29 protein-coding genes and 2 tRNA genes are annotated in these 26,930 nt (G+C 30.9%); 19 read left to right on the top strand and 12 right to left on the bottom strand.

The features are described 5' to 3' along the window. Positions 1-20 precede the first annotated feature (20 nt). The 3 genes from ACZ5LY_RS00985 to ACZ5LY_RS00975 are packed head-to-tail and all read right to left on the bottom strand — an operon-like array spanning position 21 to position 2,597. Entirely contained in the window at positions 21-1,469 is a 1,449-nt protein-coding gene (locus ACZ5LY_RS00985) for an RtcB family protein (protein WP_013413568.1), read from the bottom strand. A 14-nt stretch (positions 1,470-1,483) separates the two neighbouring features. Continuing rightward, positions 1,484-1,894, bottom strand: a complete 411-nt coding sequence (locus tag ACZ5LY_RS00980; protein WP_013413567.1) for an archease — start codon at positions 1,892-1,894, stop codon at positions 1,484-1,486. 4 nt (positions 1,895-1,898) lie between these two features. Continuing rightward, positions 1,899-2,597, bottom strand: a complete 699-nt coding sequence (locus ACZ5LY_RS00975) for a 6-hydroxymethylpterin diphosphokinase MptE-like protein (protein WP_013413566.1) — start codon at positions 2,595-2,597, stop codon at positions 1,899-1,901. A gap of 105 nt (positions 2,598-2,702) precedes the next feature. Here ACZ5LY_RS00975 and ACZ5LY_RS00970 point away from each other — a divergent pair, with 105 nt between their 5' ends. The 9 genes from ACZ5LY_RS00970 to larE all read left to right on the top strand — a co-directional run bounded on the left by ACZ5LY_RS00970 (position 2,703) and on the right by larE (position 9,318). Next, positions 2,703-3,845: a pyridoxal-phosphate-dependent aminotransferase family protein gene (locus ACZ5LY_RS00970; RefSeq protein WP_464577684.1), complete on the top strand. Its 1,143-nt coding sequence runs from the start codon at positions 2,703-2,705 to the stop codon at positions 3,843-3,845. 134 nt (positions 3,846-3,979) lie between these two features. Continuing rightward, a tRNA-Leu gene (locus tag ACZ5LY_RS00965) sits at positions 3,980-4,063 on the top strand. A 6-nt stretch (positions 4,064-4,069) separates the two neighbouring features. Continuing rightward, positions 4,070-4,141 (top strand) — tRNA-Thr (locus ACZ5LY_RS00960). Positions 4,142-4,246: 105 nt separating this feature from the next. Then, positions 4,247-5,029, top strand: a complete 783-nt coding sequence (locus ACZ5LY_RS00955) for a metallophosphoesterase family protein (protein ID WP_048060544.1) — start codon at positions 4,247-4,249, stop codon at positions 5,027-5,029. 9 nt (positions 5,030-5,038) lie between these two features. Further along, a complete protein-coding gene (locus ACZ5LY_RS00950; RefSeq protein ID WP_464577683.1) occupies positions 5,039-5,668 on the top strand; it encodes a hypothetical protein in 630 nt (209 codons plus the stop codon). Beyond that, positions 5,649-6,566: a phosphate signaling complex PhoU family protein gene (locus ACZ5LY_RS00945; protein WP_013413562.1), complete on the top strand. Its 918-nt coding sequence runs from the start codon at positions 5,649-5,651 to the stop codon at positions 6,564-6,566. Before ACZ5LY_RS00950 ends, ACZ5LY_RS00945 begins: the two co-directional genes overlap by 20 nt. A 3-nt stretch (positions 6,567-6,569) precedes the next feature. After that, positions 6,570-7,157, top strand: coding sequence for a zinc metalloprotease (locus ACZ5LY_RS00940; RefSeq protein WP_013413561.1), 588 nt, complete (start codon positions 6,570-6,572; stop codon positions 7,155-7,157). A 9-nt stretch (positions 7,158-7,166) separates the two neighbouring features. Beyond that, positions 7,167-8,366, top strand: coding sequence for a YcaO-related McrA-glycine thioamidation protein (locus ACZ5LY_RS00935; protein ID WP_013413560.1), 1,200 nt, complete (start codon positions 7,167-7,169; stop codon positions 8,364-8,366). Further along, positions 8,356-9,318, top strand: coding sequence for an ATP-dependent sacrificial sulfur transferase LarE (gene larE, locus ACZ5LY_RS00930; RefSeq protein ID WP_464577682.1), 963 nt, complete (start codon positions 8,356-8,358; stop codon positions 9,316-9,318). The genes ACZ5LY_RS00935 and larE overlap by 11 nt, the downstream gene beginning before the upstream one ends. Here the strand turns inward: larE and ACZ5LY_RS00925 are convergent. Continuing rightward, complete coding sequence (locus ACZ5LY_RS00925) at positions 9,311-9,724, bottom strand: hypothetical protein (protein WP_013413558.1); 414 nt, start codon at positions 9,722-9,724, stop codon at positions 9,311-9,313. The genes larE and ACZ5LY_RS00925 overlap by 8 nt on opposite strands. Positions 9,725-9,939: 215 nt before the next feature. On the opposite strand from ACZ5LY_RS00925, the gene ACZ5LY_RS00920 reads away from it, so the two are divergent. Together ACZ5LY_RS00920 and ACZ5LY_RS00915 are read left to right on the top strand one after the other, a co-directional pair. Continuing rightward, positions 9,940-11,493 (top strand): CpaF family protein, encoded by a 1,554-nt coding sequence (locus tag ACZ5LY_RS00920; RefSeq protein ID WP_013413557.1) that lies wholly within the window; start codon positions 9,940-9,942, stop codon positions 11,491-11,493. A gap of 3 nt (positions 11,494-11,496) precedes the next feature. Further along, positions 11,497-12,561, top strand: coding sequence for a type II secretion system F family protein (locus tag ACZ5LY_RS00915; RefSeq protein ID WP_464578017.1), 1,065 nt, complete (start codon positions 11,497-11,499; stop codon positions 12,559-12,561). Here ACZ5LY_RS00915 and ACZ5LY_RS00910 read toward each other — a convergent pair. Both ACZ5LY_RS00910 and ACZ5LY_RS00905 read right to left on the bottom strand, forming a co-directional pair. Continuing rightward, positions 12,551-14,272, bottom strand: coding sequence for a FeoB small GTPase domain-containing protein (locus ACZ5LY_RS00910; protein ID WP_464577681.1), 1,722 nt, complete (start codon positions 14,270-14,272; stop codon positions 12,551-12,553). The two genes, ACZ5LY_RS00915 and ACZ5LY_RS00910, sit on opposite strands and share 11 nt — an antisense overlap. Beyond that, positions 14,250-14,498, bottom strand: coding sequence for a FeoA family protein (locus tag ACZ5LY_RS00905; protein WP_013413554.1), 249 nt, complete (start codon positions 14,496-14,498; stop codon positions 14,250-14,252). The genes ACZ5LY_RS00910 and ACZ5LY_RS00905 overlap by 23 nt, the downstream gene beginning before the upstream one ends. A 74-nt stretch (positions 14,499-14,572) precedes the next feature. Here ACZ5LY_RS00905 and ACZ5LY_RS00900 point away from each other — a divergent pair, with 74 nt between their 5' ends. Then, positions 14,573-15,082, top strand: a complete 510-nt coding sequence (locus ACZ5LY_RS00900; RefSeq protein ID WP_013413553.1) for a metallophosphoesterase — start codon at positions 14,573-14,575, stop codon at positions 15,080-15,082. Positions 15,083-15,092: 10 nt separating this feature from the next. Next, positions 15,093-15,704 (top strand): RlmE family RNA methyltransferase, encoded by a 612-nt coding sequence (locus ACZ5LY_RS00895; RefSeq protein ID WP_464577680.1) that lies wholly within the window; start codon positions 15,093-15,095, stop codon positions 15,702-15,704. An 11-nt stretch (positions 15,705-15,715) separates the two neighbouring features. On the opposite strand, the gene ACZ5LY_RS00890 is transcribed toward ACZ5LY_RS00895, so the two are convergent. The 3 genes from ACZ5LY_RS00890 to ACZ5LY_RS00880 are packed head-to-tail and all read right to left on the bottom strand — an operon-like array spanning position 15,716 to position 18,173. Then, on the bottom strand, positions 15,716-16,144 hold the full coding sequence (locus tag ACZ5LY_RS00890) for a hypothetical protein (protein ID WP_013413551.1): 429 nt from the start codon (positions 16,142-16,144) through the stop codon (positions 15,716-15,718). A 3-nt stretch (positions 16,145-16,147) separates the two neighbouring features. Continuing rightward, positions 16,148-17,113, bottom strand: coding sequence for a tyrosine--tRNA ligase (locus ACZ5LY_RS00885; RefSeq protein ID WP_013413550.1), 966 nt, complete (start codon positions 17,111-17,113; stop codon positions 16,148-16,150). Between the two features lie 19 nt (positions 17,114-17,132). After that, positions 17,133-18,173: a 60S ribosomal export protein NMD3 gene (locus tag ACZ5LY_RS00880; RefSeq protein ID WP_013413549.1), complete on the bottom strand. Its 1,041-nt coding sequence runs from the start codon at positions 18,171-18,173 to the stop codon at positions 17,133-17,135. A 146-nt stretch (positions 18,174-18,319) separates the two neighbouring features. Here ACZ5LY_RS00880 and ACZ5LY_RS00875 point away from each other — a divergent pair, with 146 nt between their 5' ends. Beyond that, the gene (locus tag ACZ5LY_RS00875) at positions 18,320-18,580 is read left to right on the top strand and encodes an H/ACA ribonucleoprotein complex subunit GAR1 (protein ID WP_013413548.1); all 261 of its coding nucleotides are present in this window, start codon (positions 18,320-18,322) and stop codon (positions 18,578-18,580) included. After that, the gene (locus ACZ5LY_RS00870) at positions 18,577-19,500 is read left to right on the top strand and encodes a transcription initiation factor IIB (RefSeq protein WP_013413547.1); all 924 of its coding nucleotides are present in this window, start codon (positions 18,577-18,579) and stop codon (positions 19,498-19,500) included. The genes ACZ5LY_RS00875 and ACZ5LY_RS00870 overlap by 4 nt, the downstream gene beginning before the upstream one ends. Before the next feature lies 1 nt (position 19,501). Here the strand turns inward: ACZ5LY_RS00870 and ACZ5LY_RS00865 are convergent, their stop codons facing one another. Both ACZ5LY_RS00865 and ACZ5LY_RS00860 read right to left on the bottom strand, forming a co-directional pair. Further along, entirely contained in the window at positions 19,502-21,313 is a 1,812-nt protein-coding gene (locus tag ACZ5LY_RS00865) for an MJ1255/VC2487 family glycosyltransferase (RefSeq protein WP_245526743.1), read from the bottom strand. Between the two features lie 5 nt (positions 21,314-21,318). After that, positions 21,319-22,239, bottom strand: coding sequence for a hypothetical protein (locus ACZ5LY_RS00860; RefSeq protein ID WP_013413545.1), 921 nt, complete (start codon positions 22,237-22,239; stop codon positions 21,319-21,321). Positions 22,240-22,277: 38 nt separating this feature from the next. Here ACZ5LY_RS00860 and ACZ5LY_RS00855 point away from each other — a divergent pair, with 38 nt between their 5' ends. Continuing rightward, the gene (locus ACZ5LY_RS00855; protein WP_013413544.1) at positions 22,278-23,087 is read left to right on the top strand and encodes a sulfite exporter TauE/SafE family protein; all 810 of its coding nucleotides are present in this window, start codon (positions 22,278-22,280) and stop codon (positions 23,085-23,087) included. Here the strand turns inward: ACZ5LY_RS00855 and ACZ5LY_RS00850 are convergent. Continuing rightward, on the bottom strand, positions 23,076-23,720 hold the full coding sequence (locus ACZ5LY_RS00850) for an RraA family protein (RefSeq protein WP_464577679.1): 645 nt from the start codon (positions 23,718-23,720) through the stop codon (positions 23,076-23,078). The two genes, ACZ5LY_RS00855 and ACZ5LY_RS00850, sit on opposite strands and share 12 nt — an antisense overlap. Positions 23,721-23,809: 89 nt before the next feature. On the opposite strand from ACZ5LY_RS00850, the gene ACZ5LY_RS00845 reads away from it, so the two are divergent. From ACZ5LY_RS00845 to ACZ5LY_RS00835, 3 genes are read left to right on the top strand one after another with little or no spacing between them, the layout of a single operon-like run. Further along, complete coding sequence (locus ACZ5LY_RS00845; protein WP_013413542.1) at positions 23,810-24,271, top strand: toprim domain-containing protein; 462 nt, start codon at positions 23,810-23,812, stop codon at positions 24,269-24,271. A gap of 2 nt (positions 24,272-24,273) precedes the next feature. Then, positions 24,274-25,410: a DNA primase DnaG gene (dnaG, locus tag ACZ5LY_RS00840; RefSeq protein WP_013413541.1), complete on the top strand. Its 1,137-nt coding sequence runs from the start codon at positions 24,274-24,276 to the stop codon at positions 25,408-25,410. Continuing rightward, on the top strand, positions 25,411-26,922 hold the full coding sequence (locus ACZ5LY_RS00835; RefSeq protein WP_013413540.1) for an ATP-binding protein: 1,512 nt from the start codon (positions 25,411-25,413) through the stop codon (positions 26,920-26,922). Positions 26,923-26,930 lie beyond the last annotated feature (8 nt).

Here is a 26,930-nt window from a genome sequence, read left to right as displayed (position 1 = left end):
CCCCAAATTTTTGTAAAAATTTATCCTTTAGCTACGCCAAGTGGTGTTAATTTGGCAACTAACTTTGATATTCCTGCCTTATGTGTGGTTTCAACCACAGTGTCAACATCTTTATAAGCTCCAGGGGCTTCTTCAGCAACAACCGCCATTGAAACTGCCTTAACATAAATCCCTCTACTGCCTAACTCTCTTTGGACTCTATTTCCACGATAAACTCTCTTTGCACCTGCTCGACTCATCTTACGACCTGCACCATGTGCAGTAGAGCCAAAGGTTTCTTCCATTGCCATCTCAGTTCCGTGGAGTATATATGATGCTGTTCCCATAGTTCCTGGTATTAAGACAGGTTGCCCTATGTCTCTATATTCTTTTGGTACTTCTTTTCTTCCAGGACCAAATGCACGTGTTGCACCTTTTCTATGAACATATACTTCAATGTTTTTTCCATTTACTTTATGTACTTCTCTTTTAGCAATGTTGTGTGCAACATCGTAAAGAATCTTCATTCCTAGGTCTTCAGCTTCTTCACCAAATACCTGTTCAAAGGATTCTCTAACCCAATGTACAATCATTTGACGATTTGCCCAAGCATAATTAGCGGCTGCCGCCATTGCTTGGAAATAGTCTTCTGCTTCAGGTGTATCTACAGGAGCACATGCCAATTGACGATCTGGGATATTTATGTTATACTTTCTATAAGCTTTATTCATAACTTTTAAGTAATCTGAACATATTTGATGTCCACATCCTCGTGACCCAGTATGAACCATTATTGTTACTTGTCCTGGTTTAAGTCCAAATACTTCTCCAGCGTTTTCATCAAAAACTTTTTCAACCTTTTGAACTTCTAAAAAATGATTACCAGAACCTAATGTTCCTAACTGTGGTATTCCTCTTCTCTTTGCTCTTACACTTACTTTCTCAGCATTTGCATCTTCCATCTTACCATTTTCTTCAAGATATTTGAGGTCTTCTTCCCAGCCATATCCATTTTCAACAGCCCAAACAGCCCCATTTTCTAATACTTCATCTATTTCTCCACTCTTTAACCTTATTTTACCTTTACTACCTACTCCTGATGGTATGTTCCTAAATAATGTGTCTATTAATTCTTTTATCTTAGGTCTTACGTCTTCTTCAGTTAAGTTTGTTCGGATTACTCTAACACCACAATTTATATCAAAACCTACTCCACCAGGGCTTATAACTCCAGTGTTTGCACTAAATGCACCAACGCCTCCTATAGGAAATCCATAACCAAAATGTATGTCAGGTAATGCTATAGAGAATTTTTGGATACCTGGTAGACACGCTACATTTGCAACCTGATCTACAGCCCCTTTTTCTAGTTTATCTAATTCTTTTTCATCCACAAATATTCTTCCAGGAACTTGCATGCATTCTTTATAATCTGTAGGTACTTCCCAGACATAATCATCTTTTTTAATTAAAATGTCTCTTATATTCATATTTATCCCTCATTTTATATATCTACAATTACTGTTGCTTTATATTTGTCATTTTCTTTTGTTATATTCATTAGATGATAAGTTATAGCCTTTACTTCACATTTTATTTCATGTATATCTGGATTTATTTTTTCACCCCATGCCATTCCACGTAATTTACAATCAGAAATTTCAACTTTAAATTTTGAAAAGAGCATCATTTCAATTTCATGCGTCACTAAAAGTTCTTCTAACCAGTCATGCAGTAATGATATCTTGTCTTCACTTTCTATTTCAATTTTACGACATTCTTTATCCTTTACTTTTGAAGTATCAGTTATTATTTCAAATAAAGCTAAGGCTGCGTTTTCAAATAATTCTTCTAAAGTAGATCCATATGCATGAAAACCTGCATCAGCAGTTACATCAATAAATTCAAACTTCATGTATTCACCTTAATTTTTTGATTTCAACATTTTTATTATCAACAATCCACTCTATGAGTTTCTCTGCATATTTTAATTTTAGTTTTTTTATCTCATCGGCCTCTTCTACATCTCTACTAAGTTTAGGCCTTGAATATTTCGTTATTTTTTCGCCAAAATCCATACCTGCCAAAATTATTTTTTTAGCACCCAATTTGATTGCCAAAAACACGGCTCTATCACCATCTGTAAATCCACCAAAATTATATACGTTTTTGAGAGGTTTTGACTGTGTTGTACCCATTATATTTTTTAGTTTTGGAAGATATTTTTTCAATTTTTTTAAATTGTCACCATGACTATGTACTACAACAACTGATCCTAATTTATTGGCTTTTATTATATCCGGCATGTATCCATCCAAATCTGTAACAATTATATCTGGGATTATTTCTTCATTAAGTAATGCAGTGGTAGCACCATCAGCTGCTATGACAATTCCTTTGCTCTTAATTTTTTTAACAATTTTAACATGTTTTTCTATTGAAGGACCTGCTCCACATACAATGGCTGTATTAGAGTGTGGCAAGTCATCTAAGTTTAAGGCACAATGTTTTTCCAAAAATTTATTTAGATACTTTGCAGATTTTTCATCTTCCTCTTGTTTAAATCCAAAATCTTTAAGTATTTTTCTATACCATTTCATCCATGTTTTTATTTTCATTTCATAAAACTTTTATTAGATGAGGAATATTTAAATTCTTTGATTAAGAAAATTACTACAAAAATTTATCTAGCTTTTCAAAATACCTTCGGAGGTGTAAAAAATATGGATCAATTACTGATGATTCCAGGACCAACTGGCGTTTCTCAAAGAGTTCTTAAGGCAATGTTAAAAAATATTGTAAACCACAGAGGAGAGGAATTTGGTAAAATTTTAGAAGAAACATCAGAAATGATGTCAAAAATTTTTAAAACAAAAAATGAATCATATATACTTACAGGATCTGGTACAGCAGCAATGGAAGCAGCATTAGCAAATATATTGGAAGAAGGAGACAAAATTTTAAACATAGTTAATGGAAAATTTGGCGAAAGATTTATGCAAATAACTACAACATTTGGTGGTAATTCAATACCTTTAAAATTTGAATGGGGTAAAGCTGCAGATATAGAAAAAATTAAGGAAACACTAGAAGAAAATGAAGATATTAAAGCAGTAACTGTTGTTCATAATGAAACTTCAACTGGTGTTAAAAATCCAATAAAAGAAATCGGTAAAATATTGAATAATCATGAAGCATTGTATATTGTAGATGCTGTATCTTCTCTCGGAGGCGATAAAGTAGAAGTAGACAATTATGGCATAGATATTTGTATAACTGGCTCACAAAAATGCTTAGCAGCGCCTCCTGGTTTATCAGCAATAACTTTAAGTGATGAAGCTTGGGATGTAGTAGAGTCTACAGATTCTAAAACTTATTATTTAGATTTAAAAAAATATAGAGAAAGTAAAAGTTTAAAACCTCCTGAAACTCCATATACACCATCAGTTTCCTTAATATATGCATTAAATGAAGCTTTAAAAGTTGTTGAGGAAGAAGGTTTAGAAAATAGGATAAAAAGACATAAAATGGCCGCAATTGCTACTAGAAAGGCTGTTAAAGCCTTAGGTTTGGAAATATTTCCAGATGAAGAAGTTTCTTCAAATACTGTTACTGCCATTCATTTACCTAAGGGAACAAGTGACAAAGAATTTAGAGGTTTAATACGTAAAAAATATGGTGTGGAGTTAGCAGGAGGACAAGACCATCTAAAAGGAAAAATTTTCAGAATTGGTCATATGGGAAATATTACACAAAGAGAATTAACAGTGACCATATCTGCAATTGAATTAGCCCTGAAAGAACTAGGATTTGATATAGAACTTGGAAAGGGCGTGTCAAAGATTTTAGAAGTATTTTCAAGTTAATAGAAATTTTATATTTAATTTAATTTTTTTGTATTTTGTGAGGGTTAAATTTAAATATTAGTACTGACAAATAACTGTACTAGCTTGAGAATCTCCAAAAATTTTTAAAATAGTTTTTAACACTAGTAATGTATGCAGGGGTGCCCGAGTGGTCAAAGGGGGAGGACTTAAGATCCTCTGGCGTTAGGCCTTCGGGGGTTCGAATCCCCTCCCCTGCATCGTATGCCTCGATAGCTCAGGGGTAGAGCGGTGCCTTGGTAAGGCACAGGTCGCGGGTTCAAATCCCGCTCGAGGCTTAATTTCTTTTTCTACTTCTCAACTTTTTTGAAAGTAAAATTTAAATATTGAAGTGGAAAACATAGTTGAATAAATTTTCATTGATTACTGATTTAGGTGATTTTATGGATAAAACAATAATTCATTTATCAGATATCCATTTTGGTGACAAAACTTTTTCTTCTGAATTAAAAAGAAATTTGACATCAGGGATTGAGAATATAAACCCTGACATTATTGTAGTTGCTGGAGATGTAACAACAAATGGCTATAAATATGAATATGAATTAGCAAGTGAATTTATAGAAGAGCTTAACGATATTGCTGATACTTATGTTGTTCCTGGCAATCATGACGCAAGAAATGTTGGATTAGTACATTTTGAAAAATTAATAGGACATCGAAAATTTTTACATATAGATAAAAGTGGAGAATTTGCAATAATTGGCCTTGATTCATCCCAACCAGATATAGATGATGGACAAATAGGGATTGATCAAATGGAATGGGCGCATGATAAACTTAAGCGCATACCCAACGGATTTATTAAGATAGTTACATTTCATCACCATCTTCTGCCAATTCCACAAACTGGTAGGGAAAGAAATATATTGTTAGATTGTGGGGATGTATTAAAATTACTTATTGACTGCGGAGTTGACTTTGTTTTAAATGGACATAAACATGTACCAAACGTATGGATGATTGAAAAAATGGCCACCATAAATTCAGGAACAGCGACAACTAGAAGATTAAGAGGTGAGAGTTTTCCTTCTTATAATGAACTTACAATTACTGATGAAAAAATCCATGTTAATCTCATAAATACAGAAAATAATGTCAAAAAAACCATAGCGCAATATGGGATCAGTAAAGAAGAAGAAGCTGAGATTGTTTATTATTACTAGGTGAATTGAATGGTTAAATTGTCTAAATTATTTGATATATTGATGGCTGGAGTAATATCAGCTATTGTGACATTTACCACTATAAAGCTAGGTATAGGTGGTACAGTTTTAGGAGCTGCTTTAGGTTCTATGTTATATCAATTTTTGTCACATTACATAAAAGAACCTCTTAAAGAACCTGTGAAGAACATAAGAACAAAAAAGATAGAGAGTAGTGTGGTATATACAATACCCTTATTTTTAGTTTTATCTATTGAAATAATATATGTATTACATCCCTTTTATTGGAAATCAGAAAAAATTTTCTATTTTCTTGAAGGAATAACTAATTGGAACCTTTTCAGGTCTATTGGAATTGGACTATTGGCTATGGGGTTATATCTTCTGTTTTTTCCGAGTGACATTAAACAAAAACATGGATATCTTCTTATACTAGTCTCACTAATAATGTTAACAAGAGGATTTTGCGATGTTGGAGGCAGTATTTCAGATGTTATCAAAACTTTCCTTGAATTGTCATACCCTTATTTAAGCTTCATTATAATATTCTTACTCCTTTATCTTATAATCCATATCCTCAAAGAATCTGTGGAAATTAAGATAGATGAGGGAGAAAAAAATGAAGAAAAAAAGAACTAAAAATGCTACATTAAAATCATTATTAAAAATCATACTTTATGAAAATCCATCAACACAGGCAGAAATTGCCAAAAAATTGGGGATTAGTAGAAGATATGTAACAAAACTTTTACAACCTCTAATAAATAAAGGTGTTGTAAAAAAGGCATATATATTAGACATTGGAAAGTTTGAAGAATTCTCTAAAGTCTTTGGAGAGGATAAAGCAAAAGATGAACATCCAGGAAGTTTTTTCATTAAAGAAATTCTAAGAAAAATGTCAGAACATGTTTCTAAACAATTAAAAAATTCTTTTGAGTCATTGTTAAAGCATGATGAAGAATTGGCACAAAAATCTCTTAAAATGGATTACACAACTAACAACATGCATGAAAAAATTAGATCATCTGTTGAGACAGCACTAGCACTGAATCCATACTCAGAATTTAGCAAAACATTGATTTTTGCTGAAATTGCATATGATCTTGAAAGAATAGGAGATCACTCATGCACAATTGCTGATTTCGTTGTAAAAGAGAAGAAACCGGTGGGTGAATTTATAAGAGGATATTTGGAAGACATGTTTAAATTAGCAAATAAAATGCTTAATTTATCTATGGAAGCTTTCTTAAATGAAAAATTGGAATTTAAGAATAAAATCATGAGATTCGAAGATAGAATGCACAAACTACAAAAAGAAGCTCTAAACCAAATAGCCATAGAAATGGCAGAAACAAAATTTATAAATAAAGAAGAATCAACGTATTACATATCTCTAGCACGCGTTGTTAAGGCGTTTGAACGTATAGCTGATATATCAATTGAAATAGTGGATACGGCAAGTGAATATTATTTAAATATTCCAAGAACTACAATACCTGAAAGATTTAGAAGATTAGAAAGTAAAAATGGGGTATAATTGATGAAAATAAGATTCACATCTCAAGAACTTAAAGAACTCCTTCTGTCGATGATTGTAATAGCAGCAATTTTTGCATATCTTTGGAGTAATAAAAATTTGCATGTCATGATAACTATTTTTCCAGCAATGATAATTGTTGTGGGTTTGGGGTTTATACTCCACGAAATTGCCCATAAAATTGTAGCTTTAAAATATGGTTTTTGGGCAGAATATAAATTATGGTTTGAGGGATTAGTACTTGCAATTGTGATGGCAATATTTTTAGGCATTGTTTTTGCTGCACCAGGAGCTGTCTATATTTATGGAGGACATATAAGGCGAGATGAAGATGGAAAAATATCTTTAGCTGGACCTTTAACAAATATATTTTTAGCTCTATTGTTTTTGGCTTTAACTAAAACAGGGTTCTTTAGAGAAATATTTTACCTTGGGTTTGCAATAAACAGTTTCTTAGCATTTTTTAATTTACTTCCAATTGGTATACTTGATGGTTCAAAAGTTTTTCGCTGGAATTTCATAATATGGTTCTTTACAATTGTTTTCGCATTTGTATTATTCCTGTTTGCAATATTTGCAATATCTGTATAGGTGAGTTTAATGATACATGAATTACATGTAGAATACAAAGAAACCTCTTATAGGATTGTAAGCCCATCTAAAACAATTGAGTATACTAAAGATAAAGTTAAGGAAATTGGAGTGAAAAAAATAAAAAATATAACCAATATCGATAGAGTTGGCATACCTGTATTTTTAGCATTTAGGTCAGGAGTAAAAAAAGGTGCAATAAATGTATATAAAGGTAAAGGTGTCACCAAAGAACAGGCGAAAGCTTCTGTAATTATGGAAGCAATTGAAAGGTATTCTGCTGAAATGAGAAGCAATGATAATACAATAATTTCTACAACTGAAGAACTTGAAAGATGTATTGATCCCAATGAGTTGATTTTGCCAGGAAGGATCTCACCTGATTCAAAATTAGAATGGTGTGCTGCATTAAATTTAAGAAATAATAAAAAATATTATGTGCCTGCAAATGCTGTTTATCATCCATATAATCCCAGGAAAAATTCTGTTAGGTTATTTAGATCTAATACTAATGGATTAGCTTCAGGAAATGTAATAGAAGAGGCAATACTTCATGGCATATTTGAAGTGATTGAAAGAGATGCATGGAGTTTATTTGAAATTCGTAGGAGGGGGGCAAAAAAGATTGATTGTAGTAATGTTGAAAATGAAATGATTGAAAATTTATTAAATAAGTTTAAAAAAGCTAAAATTGATATTAAATTGTTAGATATAACTTCCGATATAAAAGTACATACTGTAGCAGCTGTAGCAGATGATATACATTTAAAAGATCCACGACTTTTAACTATAGGTTTTGGATCACATTTAGATCCAGAAATTGCAGTGATGCGTGCATTAACAGAAGTAGCACAAAGTAGGGCAACAGAAATTTATGGTGTAGAAGAAAGCAAAATGAGAAAAATGTTTGTTGAAAGAATTGGATATGAAAGAATGAAAAGAATTAATTATCATTGGTTTAGAGAACCTGAAGACGTTATTGGAATTGAAGAACTAAAAAATGAAGCTTCAAACAATTTAAAAAAGAATATTGAAATAGTTTTACAAAAACTTAAAAAAAGAGGATTCAAAGATGTATTTATAGTAAATCTCACACGAGAAATAGGAGTTCCGGTTGTACGTGTAATAATACCCGGACTTGAGCTTTCCACTGTAGATCCAGAAAGAGTTGGGCAGAGAGCTAAATCCGGTGCTTTTAATGCTGGATAAAAAAATAAAAAAACTAAAAGAATTATTAAAGAATAAAAACATTGCTGTAGCATTTTCTGGTGGCGTAGATAGCACATTATTATTAAAAATTGCTAAAGAAGTTTCTAACGAAGTTATTGCAGTGACAGTTGATATAGGTGCAATTCCAAAAAATCAAATCACTGAGGCAAAGAAAATTGCAAGAGAGATTGGAGTTAAACATAAAATAATTAAAGAAAATTTTTTAAAATATGAATGGTTTCAACATGAGAAATATCGCTGCTATTTTTGTAAAAAAAGAATGTATAAATTAATTAAAAATTTCGTGGGAGAAAAATTTGAAATTATTGATGGGACAAATGTCACTGATATGTTGGAAGATAGGCCAGGAATTGTGGCAAATTATGAAGAAAATATTAAGAGTCCATTAGTTGAAGCCCAAATATCTCATGATGAAGCTGCAGAATATTTAAAAAATAAAAATATAAGGCATTTAAAAGACACAACATGCCTTGCTACAAGAGTAAAAAAAGGAAAATTAACTAAAAATAAAATAAAAAGAATAAACAAGGCTGAAAACATTGTGAAGAAATTTTTTGCAGGAAATATCAGAGTTAGGGACCTTGATGGAATTGCTGTGATTGAGGCTGAAAAATTTAATATTGATGAAAAAATCTTAGAAAAACTTTGCAAATCATTGAAAAAACTTGGATTTAAAAAAGTATTATTGGATATAGAAGGTTATAAGAAGAAATATAATATTAAACAAAAGAACAACGAATTGATTGTTACTCTTCCATACCAAATTAATTTAAAAGATTGTAAAGAAAGATATGTTATAAAAAAGGGAAAAATATACTTAGATTCAGGAGTTGTAATCCTTTCCAAAAATGGAAAAATACATGTAAAATCAAATAATCCAACAAATACCTTATTTAAAGTATTATCATGTATTCGACGTGACTCTATATAGTTTTTTCGACAGTTGCATTAACTCTGCGGTGAAAACTTGTTAATTTTGTTAACACATCTCTTTTGTCGTTTCCTTCTAACCTTAGAACTTCTCCAATAATTTCAAATTCTTCATTATCAGCCCTTAAATTTTCTAATATAATTTCTATTTCATTGGAATTCTCTAGTGAATCATTTGATTCAATCCTATATATTATATCTAATTTTTTGTGTGGAAAAACTTCAGAGACTGTCTCCTTAATAACTTTTTCAAATACTGATAAAAAAGTATCTATATATGGTCTGTTGTGCTGCATACAGAAAGCCCATAGAGGCATTAATTCCACTTCTTTAACTGAAACCTTTCTATTGTTTTTTGATATAACTTTAATAGTTCCATCAGACGCTGTAATTTGAATTTGTTTCATGTTATTCCTCCAATTAAATAATTTGTAATTTCTATCTCTACTACTAAACACCTTTATAAAATTTTTTATGATAATTTCCCAAATTTTTAAAACTAATGTTTTATAAATTTGATTTCTATTAAAAAAGAATAGAATAATTTTTTTCCACCATAATAAAAATTTTTGTATTATGAACTTTATAAGTTAATATTGAAAATAGTAAAATTGTGGTTTTCATGAGGAAAAAAAGAAAAAAAGACGCATTGAAAGAATTAAGAGAAATACTCGGTGATTTTGGAAGTGAAAATTTTGATGAAGACATAATAGGTGAAGAAAAACGAAAAAAACCTTTACCAGAAATTACAAAAGATAAAAAAAGTACAACAGTGTTTAAAGAAGAATCTGAGATTGAAGATTTACCTAAATATATTGTGAAAGTTCCTGAATTTACAAAAAAAGAAAAAGAATTAATGGACGAAATAAGGGATAGGCTTGTAGATACAGTTTTATCTAGGGAAGAAGAATTCAGAATTGATAAAAAAACATTCAAAAAAGAAGTTAAAAGATTTTTAAAACGTAGAGGTATAATTCGCAATGTAGATGAAATTGCAGAAAGAATAACTCAAGAGATGTTGGGTTATGGTAAACTTGATCCGCTCATTAAGGACGATGACTTAGAAGATATAATGGTTATAGGTGTCAATAAACCTGTATTTGTATATCATAGAGAAAAAGGAATGATGGTCACAAATTTAGTATTTGAGGAATATTCAGAGCTAAAAAATATAATAGATATAATGGCACGACAAGTAGGTCGTAGAATTGATCAACAAATGCCAATACTTGATGCAAGATTGCCTGATGGTTCAAGAGTCAATGCGACAATACCTCCAGTATCTCCAGACGGACCAACATTAACCATCCGTAAATTTAGGAAAGATCCCTTTACAATTGTTGATCTTATAAATTTCAACACGCTTTCATCACATCTTGCTGCATTTCTATGGGTTTGCGTTGAAGGATTTGGAATAAGACCCTGTAATGCTATAATAGCAGGTGGGACAGCTTCTGGAAAAACTACAACTTTAAATAATATAGCTGCTTTTATACCTCCACGAGAAAGAATAATTACAATAGAAGATACATTAGAATTACAACTTCCACATACACATGTTGTACGCATGGAAACAAGACCTCCAAATATTGAAGGAAAAGGCGAGATAGACATGGACACCCTAGTTAAAAATGCATTGCGTCAAAGACCTGATAGAATAATTGTAGGTGAAGTTAGAGGTAAGGAAGCAACAACATTATTCACAGCTTTAAACACAGGACACTCTGGTTTTGGTACTTTACACTCTAATAGTGCTAGAGAAACTATCACTAGACTAACAAATCCACCAATGAATGTACCTGAGATCATGATACCTGCTTTAGACTTCATAATAATGCAGCAGAGGATGTATGGGCCTGGTGGCAAATCAATACGAAGAGTGACGGAAGTTGTAGAAATAACAGGGATGGAAGAAGGCAATGTACAGCTTAACAAACTCTTTGTATGGAATCAAAAAGAGGATAAGTTAGAATATGTGGGGATAACCAGTCAAGTTTTAAGGGAGATTGCAGATTATACTGGAATGGATATATTGGAAATAGAAGAAGAAATTGAGAGGAGAAGATTAGTTTTGGAATATTTAGCTGAAAGAAATATAAGATCACTCAACGAAGTTGGAAAATGGATAAAAGACTACTATAGGGACCCTGATGAAGTTTTAGAAAAGGTTTTATAATTGGTGATTTTATTGGCATTAAGAGGCGTAATAAGATTTTTAAACAAAATTGGGGACATGACTATTAAATCATCTAAGAAAGTAGGACACACTGCTGAAAAACCTGTGAAAAAGATAAGCACTTTAAAACCTACACCTAAACTTAGAAAATTTAGAGGATCTACTGTACTTACACGAAGAAAATCTCCTTTTGGGTTTTTTAGAAGACCAAAAATGAGTGAAAGTGAAATAGAAATATTAAAAAGATTAGTTGAAACAGAAGCTTATAAAGAAAAATTATCAGAAAAACCAGAAGAGAAAGAACGTTATGAAACAGAATCATTAAGTAAATTATTGGAAGAAAGAGAGAAAGAACTTGATCCTAAGTTTGTATATTTAACAGGTATAATCACAGGGTCAATATTAGCATTGGTTATAATATTGCTTGGTTTTGGCTTTGTATTTGCATTGCTTTCCTTACTCGTAATGTTCATGGTTTCTGTATTTGCAAGATTTTTACCCAAACTTAGAGAAGGTAGTAGAGCAGATGAGATATCAAGAGAATTGCCATATGCATTACGGCAAATGGCTACCGAACTTAGGGCAGGTTTAGGTTTCCATGATGCCATGAAATCTGTGGCAACTTCAGGTTATGGTGCTTTATCTGAAGAGTTTGCAAGAACATTGGAAGAAATAAAATATGGAGAATCAACTACGCGTGCATTAATGAATCTTAGTGTTAGGGTGCCATCACCAGGTTTAAAAAGAGCTATACAACAAATAGTTAGGTCTTTAGAGAGTGGTGGTGACGTTGCCAAAGCCTTAGAGATAATAGCTGAAGACATTGCATATGAATTAAGAATGAAATTTAGAGACTATTCTCAAAAGCTAAATTCTTTTATGATGATTTATATGTTTATAGGAATTGTAGGTCCTGCAGTATTGCCAATATTACTCATTATAGCAACAATTTTCATGCCAACGATGGTAATACCATCACCTCTCATTTTAATCCTGTATCTTCTACTACTACCACTGGTAGTTGTTTATTTCATATTCATTGTAAAAAGATTGGAACCTAGGGTATAAAGAAATGTAGGAGTACATTCAATAAGGTTCCAAGAGATAATGTAACAAGCACCATTATGCCAAAAACTTTTAACATGTCTTTTAATCCTAATTCTTTTAGTAGTATAACAAAAGTTGCAACACATGGGAAATATGTTGCTAATACTATTGATGCGACTGTTAGTTGTGTAGGTGAAAGATGTAATGGTGCCAACATTGCCATTGCCACATCTTTTCTAAGAAAACCGACGATTAATACTTCCACACTTTGTGGTGGTAGCCCAAATAAACCTGAAAGGATAGGTGCTAAAAGTTTTGAAAGAAATGAAATAATACCAAGATAATAAAGTATATTAATTATAATTATTCCTAAAAGCATGAAAGGCACAGCCTCAATTAAAAAACTATAAACTCTAAACCATGTTTTCTTTAACAATGTTGGGATGTGTGGAATCCTATATGGAGGTATCTCTAAAAATATTTCAGGACATTCTCCTCTCATACTTTTATTTAATCCATAACCCAATGTAAGATATAACATAATCAATGTAACATATACAATAGCCACATATTTTAATCCATATTTACCAAGCAATCCTATTATTATTGCAGTTTGTGCCATACAAGGTATGGATATAGCAGTTAAAGTTGCAGCAATAAATCTTTCTTTTTTATTTTCTAGAATTCTTGTGGAGATTATAGAAGGTACATTGCATCCAATCCCCAATATTGCCGGTATTATTGCTGCTCCATGAAGCCCTATTTTATGCATGATTGTGTCAGCCATGACTGCCAATCTTGGAAGGTACCCCACATCCTCCAAAAATCCAAGAATCAAATAAAAAAGTAGGACATATGGTAAAACAACAGCAAATGGTACATATAACCCTGTAGTTAAGATGCCAAATGATTCCATGAAATCTCCATGTTCACCTATTAGAATGTTATGCAGGATACCATGAGGAAAAATATTTCCAATTAAATTTTTAATAAATGGTCCATAGTATTCTTCAAAAAAATATCCAATTATATTGTCCCCTATCCATCCTCCTAAGTTTACAACTATTTTTATTGTTATATACATGATGATTAATGCTATGATAATACCATAAATGGGATGAAGTGTAGCATCTTCTAAAATCTCAACAATTCCTGGATGTTTATGTTCTATGCTTTGAACCTTTGAAATTAAATTACCTATATATGCCCACCTTTCCTCATCTTTCATTTTTGGAAATTTAACTTTTTTTCCAATCGTTTTTTTAATTGCAGAAACAAGATCTTTTATTCCTTCACCAGTGATTGCAACAATTGGAACAACTTCAATCCCCAATTCCTTTTTTAATTTTTCAACGTCTATATGTATGCCTTTTCTTTTTGCTAAATCCCACATATTTAATGCTAACACTGTTGGTACTCCTGCCTCTAATATTTGTAGGGTAAGATACAAATTACGTTCTAAATTTGTGGAATCTACAACTACAACCACAACATCAGGATTTTCATTTAAAAACATTTTTTTTGCGACTTTTTCTGCTTCAGATGTTGGAACTAATGAATAGGTGCCTGGCACATCTATTACTTCTGCTTTTTTACCATCTACATACATAAATCCTTTTGTAAATTCAACAGTTGTTCCTGGATAATTTGATGAAATGACATGAACTCCTGTTAACCTTGAAAATACTACGCTTTTTCCAACGTTGGGATTACCCATGAGAAGTATTTTCATCTAAAACCTCCACGAATATTCTTTCTGCTAAACCTCTTCCTAATGCAACCTTGCTTCCACCAACATCTACCACTAGTGGCCCACGAAATGGTGTAGCAGATATTACTTTAATAATTTTACCAATACGTATATTTAGTGATTCAAGACGTTTTATTAGTCCAATTCCGGCAACTATTTCCTTTATTATTACTTTTTTCCCTGTTTCAACTTCTGTTAATGGTAGCATTCATTCCCTCCAAACAATATTAGTGATTCATATATTTTTTTAGGTTAATAAAAAAATATTAATGGAGGAAAAACATGCTGATAGGGGTAATATCTGATACACATATCCCAGATAGAGCTAAAAGCCTCCCAAAAAAAGTATTTAAAGTTTTTAGCGATGTAGATATGATACTACACTGTGGTGATCTCACAGAAGTAAGGGTTAAGGAAGAATTAGAATCTCTGGCACCTACTTATTGTGTACAGGGTAATATGGATAGATATTATGGATTAAAGCTACCTAAGAGCAAGATATTTAAATTAAAAGGATTTAAGATAGGTTTAAATCATGGAGAAGTTTATCCACGAGGAGACACACAACAATTGAAATATATAGCATTAGAAATGGGTGTGGATATATTGTTGTCAGGACATACTCATCATCCATTTATAGAAGAGGTTGATAATATTAAATTGTTGAATCCTGGAAGTCCTACAGTGCCTCGTTTTTCAGTTCCAACTGTAATGTTGTTAAATATATCTGAAAAAGATATAGAAGCTGAAATTATAAAGGTAGGTAGTAGTAGATGCATACCTGGGAAATAGAGGTAAAAAAATGGGTAAAAGATGGTGGAGACAAAGAAAAAAGGATTATTATTATAGACTTGCAAAGAAAGAGAAATATTATTCAAGAGCTGCATATAAACTTATTCAACTAAATAAAAAATTTAAATTAATACGTAGAGGTAACGTTGTTTTAGATCTTGGAGCAGCTCCTGGAGGTTGGTCTCAAGTAGCTATAAAATTAGTTGGAAGCAAAGGTAAAGTTGTAGCTGTAGATATTAAGAAGATGAAACCATTAAAATACGAAAATTTCAGTTTTATTCAGGGTGACTTTACAGATCTTAAAATACAAAAAAAGATAAAGGAAATTACTGAAGGAGGTGTAGATGTAATTATTTCTGATGCATCACCATCACTTTCAGGCATAAAAGATTTAGACCATATAAGATCTATAGAGTTGTGTAAGTCTGTGATAAATATTGCAAAAAATGTTTTAAAAAGAGGAGGAAATCTTGTAGTTAAGGTATTCCAGGGTCCTGAATTTAAAAATCTTTTAGATGAACTAAAAAATGAATTTAAGTATGTAAAAGCAAGTAAGCCTCCATCTTCAGAAAAATCCAGTGCAGAAATTTATGTTGTAGCAAAATATTTCGTTGGACCTTGAATTCAAAAAAGTTAGTGTGAAGACTTTAGTTGATTTATTTTTTCTTTTGCAATTTGAACTTGTGATTTAGCATTTTCTAACCTATCTTTAATTTCTGATATATCTTTGTTTGATTCCAATGCACTTTTAACATCGTCTATTGCAGACTTTGCCCTTACTAATTGTAATTCAACGTCTATACATCGTTTTTTAAGATTTTCATCTTGAACAAGATTTACTTTTAAAGATTCATATTCATTTTTCAGTCCATAATATTCATTTTCAAGTTTTGCTACTTGGTCATATAATTTCTTTTTCTCAAATTCTGAACCAACTTTGTTGATAAAAAGGTTAAAACCCACATATGCAAAAAGCATAACAGTTCCAATTATTAATATTAGTCCTAAAATTGAAATTGTCAGTGAAGTAATTTTAAATAACCTTAAACGTGACTTTTTCATTTTTTAATCACCCATTTTAGAAGTTAAATTTTCTCTGATAGGTTCTAAAATCTTTATAAGATATTTTGCAACAGCATTCTTGAGATCTAATGGATGTAACTCTCCACTAGAATATAAGTTGATTAATTCTTCACAATTAACTTCTAAATTGCCACCATATTTTTCAGGCCTTTCTATTAAAATTTTTTTGTTTTCATCAAAAATAATATATTTTGCAATTTCTATTACAGGATTTCCATCTATTTTAGCTGCTGGACAATAACTTTTCATTATTTTATCTTTTATAACTTTAGGTGGATCATCAACAGCAATAAAGTTCCCTTTACTTGATGACATTTTTTCTGATCCATCAGTTCCATGGATTATAGGTGTGTGTATACACACTGGTGGCGTGTATCCAATTTTTGGTAAGTTGTCACGAGCTAACATATGAATTTTTCTTTGTTCCATCCCTCCCACTGAAACGTCTACTCCCAAATGAACCATGTCAATAACTTGCATTAATGGATAAAGCACTTCAGAAACTTTATGTTCACCAGCTTCTCTTATTATTTGTGACATACTCCTTTTAGCTCTATTTAAGGTAGTTATATGTGCTAACCTATATAGATCTAAAACATAATCATCATCTGTTTGAAACTCAGAACCTAATATGAACTCTGTATCCTTAGATAATCCCATAGCTAAAAAACAACGCTTATTATATTCTGCAATTTCTCTAATTTCGTCTAACTCTCCTTTATAATTTAGATATGCATGATAATCTGCTAGAAGAATTTTAATTTTAAATCCAATTTTTTGTAAATCTATCATCTTCTTTATGGTAATTAAATGTCCGAGATGTATTTTTCCTGAAGGTTCATAACCTATATATGCCACAGGATTTTTCTTTTTTAGGACTTCTTTAAGTTCTTCAATTGTAATTATTTCCACTGTGCCTTTTTTAGCTAATTCAAGTTGTTTGTTCATGAAATCACCATATGTTGCGTCAATCTACTATGTAAATCCTTTTATTAATTTTTATAACTTTTACTTCATCTCCAATGTTTAAATTTTGGAACCATGATTTCATGTCTAAATCTATAGGTTGAAAGGTTTTAGGATCTAATATTTGAATTTTATCTAAAGATTTAGAAACTACAGTGGTTGTTTCTATTTCTGAATGCTTTGCTTTTAACTTTATTTTATCATATTCTTTCCAAGGAATCTTTTCATGTTTGTTATTATCGAATATTTTTACTAGTATTCCTCTACCATCAATAGATTTCACCTGACCAATTTTATTTTTATATTCAATGATATCTTTTTCCTCAATAAATGGAAGTTTTAATAAAATCCAGTATCTACATATTTCCCTGCCTTTAGACTTATCTCTACCTACAACTCGTGAAGATTCATCTATTATACCGCCAAAATTATTCATTATGGCTGACACAATTTTTCTTGCAGCAGTATAAGAACCTATATAATAATCAACTCCTTCTTTTAATTTAGAAATTTTAGATACATAAGCAAGTCTATTTTTTGGCCATAATGATTCTAAAGTATTTGAAATTATCTTCTCTATTTTTTTAATTTCTTTATTTTTTAAGTCTCTTTTATCAGCTCGTAGTTGTATTACTGCTTCATAGTATCCAGACGCACGCCTACTACAATAAGTACAGACAGAATTACGTAAATGAACATTGCAATAATATTCTTTTTGCAATTTTTTACCAAAAACTTCACCTTTTATCTTTACCAAACACTTATACAAAGTGCCTTTTCTTTGTATTATGTCTATTTCAGTTTTTGGATTTTTAACTTTAGGATTGAAAGATATCTTGTCTAAAATAACTTTACGAACAACCTCTTCTCTTGATAACCCAATATCAACCCATTTATTTTGTTTTAAATGGGAATGACAATGCACACAAATTTTTGTTTCAATCTTTTCTGGAATATTAGCCATTTTGAATTCTCTATAAAAACATTTTTCACATAATCCATTTTTAAAAACTTGAGAATTTCCACACTTAATGCAGAACAATGTAAAAACCTCCTAAATTCAGAGTCTAGCCTTTTCATCATTGAAAATCAGAAGTGGCCAAATTCATCATTAAAAATACAAAAATTTTCAGTTATAATATAAGTTTAAACTAATTCATATATAATTTTTTAATTAGAGGTGATTAAATGGCTTCAATAAAAGGAAAATTATTGAAGATTACTGATAAAGGGTTTTTGGTTGCAAAGGTTAAAATGACTCCAGCAATAGGATCCCCTGTTTATTCTTCTGATAATATTAAAATAGGCAATGTTAAACGAGTTTTTGGTCCTACAAAAAATCCATACATTACAATCGACCCTGCAATTAATTCTAAAAAACTTGAGAAACGAGTTGGAACAACAATATTTATAAAGAAGAAGAAAAGGAGGAGAGAAAAACGAAAATGAAAAAGAAAGTTCTTAAAGGTTCAGTTTGTCCTGAATGTGGATCTGAAGACTTAATTGAAGACCATGAAAGGGCTGAAATAGTTTGTAGGAAGTGCGGACTTGTTATAGATGAAAAATTAATTGACATGGGACCTGAATGGAGAGCATTTGATCACGAACAAAGAGAAAAACGTACACGTGTTGGTGCTCCTGTCACATATACAATTCATGATAAAGGATTATCTACAATGATTGATTGGAGAAATAAAGATATTTATGGAAAAGATATTCCTGCAAAAAGTAGGGCTCAATGGTACAGATTAAGAAAATGGCAAAGAAAAATTAGAATTTCTGGTGCAACAGAAAGAAATCTTGCGTTTGCATTAAGCGAATTAGATAGAATTGCATCAAGATTAAATTTACCTAGGACTGTTAGAGAAACTGCATCAGTTATTTATAGAGATGCTGTAAAAAAGAAACTGATAAGAGGAAGAAGCATAGAAGAAGTTGTAGCAGCTGCATTGTATGCAGCATGTAGGAAATGTAATGTGCCTAGAACTTTAGATGAAATTGCTGAAGTTTCTGGTGTTAAGAAAAAAGGTGTTGGTCGTACATACAGATTTTTAGCTAGAAAATTAAATATACGTTTACCACCAACATCACCTATTGATTATGTACCTAGATTTGCAAGTGAATTAGGACTTTCAGGTAAAGTACAGTCAAAAGCTATCGAAATAATTAAAAAAGCTATGAAAAAAGGACTTACTTCAGGAAGAGGTCCAACTGGAGTGGCTGCAGCTGCATTATATATAGCATCTGTATTACTTAGAGAAAGAAGAACTCAAAGAGAAATTGCTGAAGTAGCTGGAATAACAGAAGTAACAATACGTAACAGGTATAGGGAATTAACAAGTAAATTAAACTTAGGCGTGACATTCTAATCTAATATTTTTCAGGTTTAGCATATTCATCAATAATTTCCTCAAGATCTGAAATTAAGAAATCATTTCCACAATATTCGTAATCTTTAAGCTTTTCACGATATTTATCTAGGTTATTTAAGAATTCCATAATTTTTCCAACCGAACTCTCTTCAATAAATTTACCATAGCCTAATTTATCTAGGTATAATGCATTTAATATTTGCTCAAATTGTCCTTGGATTGGAATACTAAGTATTGGTTTTTTTAAATATAAAGCTTCACTAATTAGGCTGAAACCACCATTTGTTATCACAGCTTTTGCAGAAGCTAAATCATCGTAAAATTCTGATTCATTGAATTTTTTAAATTTTAAATTCTTTACTTCCTTGTTTTCATCGAAACCATAAATGATAAATTTTTGGTTTATTTTCTTTAAATCATTGAGTAATTTTTTATTAGTTTTGCTAGTTTGGTATACAAAAACATGGTCACCATAACTAGGTTTTAATTTTATGATTTTCTTTCTTAAAATTGGCGGATATAATTTCGTATTCTCAGGATATTTAACCTGTGGGAAATAATATGTTGTTATAAGATATTTTTTAGCCTTTATGACAAAAAGACGTATAACTATCTCTGCTTTTATCCTATCCCACCAATATTTTCTAGGATATTTAATTTTACAACGAGATATCACATGAATATTATCAATACTTATAAGTGGGAGTCGCATTATATTTGCAAATAAGCTAGAATAAAACTCAAAATCAGAAATTACTATATGAGGATTAAATTCATTAACTATGCGATATATTGTCCAAAAATTTGATATTAGATGTTTTGGAAATCTTCTAATAGATTCAAAGAATGTTTTTATAGTGTTAACCCTGTTATTTTCATAAACTGTATTAAAACCACCTATTTCATACACATCCTCAAATTTTTTAGATAAATATTTGTATGCTCTTCCACTAGCCAATATTTTTATACTGTGTTTTTTTGATAATTCTTCCAATATTACACCGCTCCTAATAGCATGACCCATTCCTTCCCCACATACACCATAAAGTATTCTTTTCCTTTTACCAAAGATTTCATCAACAATTTTAACTGATGGGGCATCTACATCTCTATACTCAAAGTTATAATTTAATTCTTTTGCACTTACATTCTTTCCAAGAAATTGATGTATTGTACTCTTTGTGTATTTTGCTGTTAGATTTTTTAAACCTTCTTTTTTTAATCTTCTAGTTGAAATTAAAAGACGTGGTTCTTTTAGGACTTTAAATTTAGTTATCTTAGACATTCGTTGAATATAATCTGTATCTTCTCCAAAGTCCAATGATTCATCAAAACCTCCTATTTTATCATGTAAAATTTTCCATGTCGCAATGCCAAATCCTCCTGATCCGTGAGGTTTTACGGGTTCTAACATTTTTACAGCTTTATTTGCGATTTCATGTAAAATTTTTTCTAAAACATTTCCATAAACTGGAGATATTTGGGTGATAGCAATTCCTATGTCTTCTTTCATGAAATTTTTTACCAATTTTTCTAAATAATTAGGTGTCAAAATTGTATCTGCATCTAAGAATAATAATAAATCCCCATTGGCATGTTTTGCTCCACTGTTTCTACCAACTGCTGGTGTTCCACCTTCTACTATCTTACATCCGTAAGATTTTGCTATATCTCTAGTTTTATCTGTAGAATTTGCATCAGCAATTATAACTTCGTAATTTTTGTAATTTTGTCTTTTGATACTCTCAAGCAAAGCTGGTAAAAATTTTTCTTCATTGTATGTAGGTATTACTATGCTAACTCTGATCATAACTATCACCAATATGAAAAGAAATTCCAACTCATAAAGAAAGCTATGTACTTTCCTTCAAATTTTTTTGTTAAGTGATTTATAAGCCATCTTTCATTATATTTACCTGGCATATATGAGTATATCTTTTCGTTGTTATTTTTTAGTGCCGTTACTTCGTAAAATTTTGTATTTGAATGAGTTATATCAAGAGCAAGGCCTATAAAAATTATAATCAAAATAATTAATGTAGGTTTTATTAGATTTTTACCAGTTGGAGAATCAGTGGTGGCAAATTTCATATAAAACAAAATAAATAACCCTACCAGTGAGGGCGTTGCAAATATCCCTCCATCAATAATTCCAATTATTAGAGTAGATAATCCAAATATAATTAAGATTTTTTGTATTATTTTTCTTTCGCTAAGAGATAACAAACCAAAAAAATATATTAAAAAGAGAACTATAGTTGCATAAACTGTCAGCCAACTTGGAATGTAATGTAATAAAGACGTGCCTATATGAATATTTTTGGAAATTACAAATTTTTGGAATATAGGACTTAAAGAAGCTTTAAAAATATGTGAATGTAAAATGCTAGTGGATGTTGGCGTTGGTGATAAAACAACAAAAGTTGTGAAGGGCGAGACTGAAAATTTATAACGAATGTAAATTTCAATAATTTCAGAAATAAGATAGCTAAGAAATGCTAAAAATAAAACTACTGACAAGTAAACTTCTCTATTAAATTTTTTAAATATTCTATTTTCAGATAAAGGACTTAAAATCATTGACAAACCCATCAAAGAAAAAAATAAAATATCTTTTCCTTCAGAAGATCCCATTAAGAATATATGTGTAAACGGTGTCACTAAATTTTTAACATGCGGGTTTAGCATGAGGAATGCCATAATTATGAAAAACAATCCCATTACTCTAAGTTTCAAGAAATTTCACCTCTTAGATAAAGTTAATAGGTTGAAGTATGAGCATAGATATATTGGGTTACATAATAATACTTATAATTACTGGAATAGGCGTTGGAACATTAACAGGGATGCTTGGAGTTGGTGGTGGATTTATACTAGTTCCTATATTTTTCTTTTTAAATCAAATTTTTTTAGGAGTTAATGAAAGTTTTGCATTTAGAATGGCAACAGCCACTAGCTTATCTACATTTATTCCAAACATGGTAAGTGCCTATGAACATGCACAAAGAGGTTCTGTCTTGTGGAAGGAAGGCACATTAATAGCTTTTTTTGGATTTATTGGTGGAATAATAGGAGCTACCATAAATTTAATTTTACCTGTAAAATTTTTAAAAATATTCTTTGCCTTGTTATTAGTTTTTTTGGCTATAAAATTAATTAGGAATGTAAATCCCAAAACTTTAACTTTCCAAAAAAATGTTTTTCTCAATAATATTAGTTATCTCATACCTATAGGGATACTTACCGGGATTCTTTCTGGAATGTTTGGTATTGGAGGTGGCATAATTCTTGTTCCATTATTAACAATTATTGGATTTGATTTATTGAAATCAATAGGAACATCTACTTTTGTTGTAACTATTACTTCATTAGGTGGCATTTTAATTTATATCTTCTCTACCAATGCTCAAAACTTATCATATTCTATAGGTTATGTTAATCTTTTACAATCACTTATAATAAACATTACCGGGGTATTGTCTGTTAGATTTGGTGTTAAAATGGCATATAAATATCCAAAAAAAGTTTTAAAATATGTAGTAGCCATATTATTAATTATTTTTGCTATTAAATTACAATTCTAATATTTCAGATAAAGAGAAACCTTCAGACATCTTCTTTTTTATTTCTTTTTCTTTTTCATTTATTTCTCTAGTTTTTTCAATTACTTTATCAAATAATTCATTTGGAATAACAACTACCCCACACTCATCTCCAATGACATAGTCATTGGGTTTTATTTTAATTCCATTGTATTTTACTTCTACATTTATTTTGCCTTTACATAGAGGACTTCCAGCATTTGGGACAACCTTTTCAGCAAAAACAGGGTATCTTATATTTTTAATTGCATGTAAGTCTCTACATGCTCCACATATTATAGTTCCAGCAATATTTTTAATTTTTGCAGCTTTCGATGTTAATTCACCCCAAACAGCGTTTGAATTACCTTCAGTTACTATAAATATAACTTCATTTTCATTTGCAATGTCAATGGCTTTTACTGAAGTCCCCCAATCATAATCTTTGGTTTTTACTGTCACTACTTTTCCAAACACTTTAAGATTATTTAGTGGTTTTATGTTATGAAGAGCATAATTTTTACCTGTAAGATCAAAAAGAGCATCTGAAACTTGAGGAGTAGAAATTAAGCTTAAATCTATTTTTTTTGAAAAACCTTTGAGCAATGTTCTTGGTGAAATCTTGGTTTTTAACATGTGAATCACCTTTTTATTTTTTCAAATACTAATTTTTATATATTACTTGTGATTAATAATAAGAACAATAACTGTAACCTTGATTTAAAATGACACTGGGAACTTTACATTGTTTAAAAGAGGAATTAAAAGAATTAAAATTTTATGCAGAAAAAGGCGTTCCTATTCTTATAGAAGGTAAAAAGGATGAAGAAGCCCTACAAAGATTAGGGATAAATGGAAATTTTATCAAAATTTCTGGATCACCGCTCAAATTAATTGAAATTGCATATCTAGTGGCAGAAACTGCATCAGAGGCTATAATACTTACGGATTTTGATGAAAAAGGTGAAGAATTAGCTAATAAGTTGCGTAAAAACATAGAGAGCTTGGGCTGTCGTGTGAACACGAAGATAAGATATAAACTTAAAGCAATGACAAAACGGTACATCAAAGACATTGAGAATCTTCCAAAATATCTTGACAGACTAAAGTTTGAGATATGTCCCTACACATCGCACAATGATTATTTATTAGATTTTGAAAATGGTTATAATTTTCAGGAGGATTAATCATGGGTAAAGAAGAAATAAATACTACTAAATACCTTATTCATGCAAAAATCACAGCAAATGGAGTTGTAGAAAAACCTGATGTTGTTGGTGCTATATTTGGTCAAACGGAGGGTTTATTAACTGATGATTTAGATTTGAGAGAACTTCAAAAAACAGGTAGGATTGGAAGAATTAAAGTCAAAATTAAATCTCGTCATGGCAAATCTAAAGGAAAAATAATTGTACCATCCAGCCTTGACAGAGTTGAAACAGCAATATTGGCTGCAGCATTGGAAACAATAAATAGAGTTGGCCCATGTGAAGCTAAAATTAAAGTTGAAAAAGTTGAAGACATAAGATCTGTAAAAAGAAAAAAAGTAGTGGAACGTGCCAAGGAAATATACGCTGAAATGATGGAGCAAGTAGCTCCTGAAAGTATGAAAATGATTGAAGAAGTAAAAAAAGCCGTTCGTAGTCATGAAATAACAGAATACGGTAAAGAAAAATTACCTGCAGGGCCAAATGTTTCTACTTCTGACGCCATAATTGTTGTGGAAGGTAGGTCGGATGTTTTAAACTTATTGAAACATGGTATTAAAAATGCCATAGCAGTTGAAGGTGTAAATATTCCTCAGACTGTTATAGATTTAAGTCGTGAAAAGACAGTTACAGTTTTTGTTGATGGTGATAGAGGAGGAGAATTAATATTAAAAGAAATACTACAGGTTGCCGATGTAGATTACATTGCTAGGGCTCCAAAAGGTAAAGAAGTTGAAGAATTAGATAAAAATGAAATTATAGAGGCTCTTCGTAATAAAATACCTGCAGAACAGTTTTATCAAGAATTTGGAATTTCAAAAGGAAAGGATAAAAAAACTATACTTAAAAATATGCTTAAAAAACTAATAGGCTCAGGAAACGCAGAAATATTAGATGAAACTCTGAATATAATGAAAGAAATAAGAGTTGAAAATTTATATGATGAATTAAAAAATATAAATAATGATGCGTATGCCGTTGTCTTTGATGGTGTTGTAACTCAAAGAATTGTTGATATTGCATCAGAGAAGGGTATTAAATATTTGGTCGCTGTAAGAAGTGGTGGGTTAGTAAAAAAACCTGTTGAAATTAATATAATTACGAATAGAGGGTTATAGATGTATGTTGATATGAGAAAAGAGTTTTTGGAAGACATAAACACTACGGAAGATGTATTAATACCTGAAGATCCTCTTGATAGAGTTATTGGACATGACGATGTGATGCCTATTATTAAAATAGCTGCTAAACAAAGGAGAAATTTACTTCTTGTTGGTCCTCCTGGAATTGGAAAATCATTAATTGCACAAGCAATTTCTTCATACTTACCCAAACCAAATGAAGAAATAGCTGTTTTACATAATCCAGAAAGGCCTGAAAGACCAATTGTTGAAGTAAGAAAAAGAAAAGAAATAGAGAAAGAATCAAAAGAATTTGGAGGATCTTCTGGTAAATTAATAGATCCAAAAGAAGTTCCAGCTAATGTAGCAGAGAAACTGGGTTTTAGATGTGTACATTGTAAGGAATATAGTTCCGCATATGAAAAAATATGTCCAAAATGTGGTCGTGATAAGTTTGCTGAATTAAATTCTCAAAAAAGACACGTTAGAGAACTATTAGGAATGTTTGACTCTAACAAAAGAAGTAGCACGTCATTTCCTAAAAAAAGAGTGACTACAACTAAAATTATCAATGGTCGTGAAGAAGTAGTAATATATGAAAGAGTAGGTGGAAATAAAATCCGTATTTTGAGACCAAGAAGTTTTGAAAGAAGAGGTCGTTTCTCAAGGGAGAAAAGAAATGTTATAGTACCTCTAAATAGGAAAACATTTGTGCAGGCAACAGGAGCTAGTGAGACAGAGCTTTTAGGAGATGTGAGACACGACCCCTATGGTGGTCACCCTGAGTTAGGATCTCATCCATATGAAAGAGTTGTACCAGGAGCAATACATGAAGCACATGAAGGAGTGTTATTTATAGATGAAATAGCACATATTGCAAGATTACAACGCTTTATACTTACTGCCATGCAGGAAAAAAAGTTTCCTATAGTTGGTAGAAATCCACAAAGTGCTGGAAGTTCTGTAAGAGTTGAAGATGTACCATGTGATTTCATATTTATAGCTGCTTGTAATGTTTCAGATTTACAATATATTTTACCACCATTAAGATCTAGAATACAAGGAGAAGGATATGAAATATTGTTAGATGTTACAATGCCAGATACTGAAGAAAATAGGGCTAAAATGGCACAATTTGTTGCACAGGAGATTGTTAAAGATGGTAAAATACCCCATGCAACAAGAGGAGCTGTAGAAGAGTTAATAGAAGAATCTAAAAGACGTGCACGTGTAATTGATGACACAGATAATGCTCTTTCATTACGATTACGTGATCTAAGTGGAATAATAAGAATGGCTGGAGATTTAGCTGTAATGGAAGGAAGCAAATATATAAGAAGAAAACATGTGCGTGCAGCAATTAAGAGAGCTATTCCAATAGAAGATCAAATAATAAAAAGATATGGATCTTATGAAGCTGCAATGCAAAAAGATTTAACAACAAGGTATGGAAACAAGTCATCGTTCAAAAATAACAATGAGGAAAGTGTAAATAGGAGTTATATGTAAAAAATAAG

It is taken from the genome of Methanothermus sociabilis (assembly GCF_055392295.1).
The sequence above is the reverse complement of the archived record's forward strand: the minus strand, read 5'-3'. Positions and strand labels throughout refer to the sequence as shown.

What these genes read in the sequence shown, in the direction of transcription:
- ACZ5LY_RS00900 (WP_013413553.1), top strand. Translation starts at nt 14,573, where the DNA reads ATGCTGATAGGGGTAATATCTGATACACATATCCCAGATAGAGCTAAA.
- ACZ5LY_RS00950 (WP_464577683.1), top strand. Translation starts at nt 5,039, where the DNA reads ATGGTTAAATTGTCTAAATTATTTGATATATTGATGGCTGGAGTAATA.
- ACZ5LY_RS00855 (WP_013413544.1), top strand. Translation starts at nt 22,278, where the DNA reads ATGAGCATAGATATATTGGGTTACATAATAATACTTATAATTACTGGA.
- ACZ5LY_RS00940 (WP_013413561.1), top strand. Translation starts at nt 6,570, where the DNA reads ATGAAAATAAGATTCACATCTCAAGAACTTAAAGAACTCCTTCTGTCG.
- ACZ5LY_RS00875 (WP_013413548.1), top strand. Translation starts at nt 18,320, where the DNA reads ATGGCTTCAATAAAAGGAAAATTATTGAAGATTACTGATAAAGGGTTT.
- ACZ5LY_RS00980 (WP_013413567.1), bottom strand. Translation starts at nt 1,894, where the DNA reads ATGAAGTTTGAATTTATTGATGTAACTGCTGATGCAGGTTTTCATGCA.
- ACZ5LY_RS00910 (WP_464577681.1), bottom strand. Translation starts at nt 14,272, where the DNA reads ATGAAAATACTTCTCATGGGTAATCCCAACGTTGGAAAAAGCGTAGTA.
- dnaG (WP_013413541.1), top strand. Translation starts at nt 24,274, where the DNA reads ATGGGTAAAGAAGAAATAAATACTACTAAATACCTTATTCATGCAAAA.
- ACZ5LY_RS00895 (WP_464577680.1), top strand. Translation starts at nt 15,093, where the DNA reads ATGGGTAAAAGATGGTGGAGACAAAGAAAAAAGGATTATTATTATAGA.
- ACZ5LY_RS00905 (WP_013413554.1), bottom strand. Translation starts at nt 14,498, where the DNA reads ATGCTACCATTAACAGAAGTTGAAACAGGGAAAAAAGTAATAATAAAG.
- ACZ5LY_RS00935 (WP_013413560.1), top strand. Translation starts at nt 7,167, where the DNA reads ATGATACATGAATTACATGTAGAATACAAAGAAACCTCTTATAGGATT.
- ACZ5LY_RS00865 (WP_245526743.1), bottom strand. Translation starts at nt 21,313, where the DNA reads ATGATCAGAGTTAGCATAGTAATACCTACATACAATGAAGAAAAATTT.
- ACZ5LY_RS00870 (WP_013413547.1), top strand. Translation starts at nt 18,577, where the DNA reads ATGAAAAAGAAAGTTCTTAAAGGTTCAGTTTGTCCTGAATGTGGATCT.
- ACZ5LY_RS00955 (WP_048060544.1), top strand. Translation starts at nt 4,247, where the DNA reads ATGGATAAAACAATAATTCATTTATCAGATATCCATTTTGGTGACAAA.
- larE (WP_464577682.1), top strand. Translation starts at nt 8,356, where the DNA reads ATGCTGGATAAAAAAATAAAAAAACTAAAAGAATTATTAAAGAATAAA.
- ACZ5LY_RS00985 (WP_013413568.1), bottom strand. Translation starts at nt 1,469, where the DNA reads ATGAATATAAGAGACATTTTAATTAAAAAAGATGATTATGTCTGGGAA.
- ACZ5LY_RS00970 (WP_464577684.1), top strand. Translation starts at nt 2,703, where the DNA reads ATGGATCAATTACTGATGATTCCAGGACCAACTGGCGTTTCTCAAAGA.
- ACZ5LY_RS00945 (WP_013413562.1), top strand. Translation starts at nt 5,649, where the DNA reads ATGAAGAAAAAAAGAACTAAAAATGCTACATTAAAATCATTATTAAAA.
- ACZ5LY_RS00975 (WP_013413566.1), bottom strand. Translation starts at nt 2,597, where the DNA reads ATGAAAATAAAAACATGGATGAAATGGTATAGAAAAATACTTAAAGAT.
- ACZ5LY_RS00925 (WP_013413558.1), bottom strand. Translation starts at nt 9,724, where the DNA reads ATGAAACAAATTCAAATTACAGCGTCTGATGGAACTATTAAAGTTATA.
- ACZ5LY_RS00920 (WP_013413557.1), top strand. Translation starts at nt 9,940, where the DNA reads ATGAGGAAAAAAAGAAAAAAAGACGCATTGAAAGAATTAAGAGAAATA.
- ACZ5LY_RS00835 (WP_013413540.1), top strand. Translation starts at nt 25,411, where the DNA reads ATGTATGTTGATATGAGAAAAGAGTTTTTGGAAGACATAAACACTACG.
- ACZ5LY_RS00890 (WP_013413551.1), bottom strand. Translation starts at nt 16,144, where the DNA reads ATGAAAAAGTCACGTTTAAGGTTATTTAAAATTACTTCACTGACAATT.
- ACZ5LY_RS00845 (WP_013413542.1), top strand. Translation starts at nt 23,810, where the DNA reads ATGACACTGGGAACTTTACATTGTTTAAAAGAGGAATTAAAAGAATTA.
- ACZ5LY_RS00885 (WP_013413550.1), bottom strand. Translation starts at nt 17,113, where the DNA reads ATGAACAAACAACTTGAATTAGCTAAAAAAGGCACAGTGGAAATAATT.
- ACZ5LY_RS00850 (WP_464577679.1), bottom strand. Translation starts at nt 23,720, where the DNA reads ATGTTAAAAACCAAGATTTCACCAAGAACATTGCTCAAAGGTTTTTCA.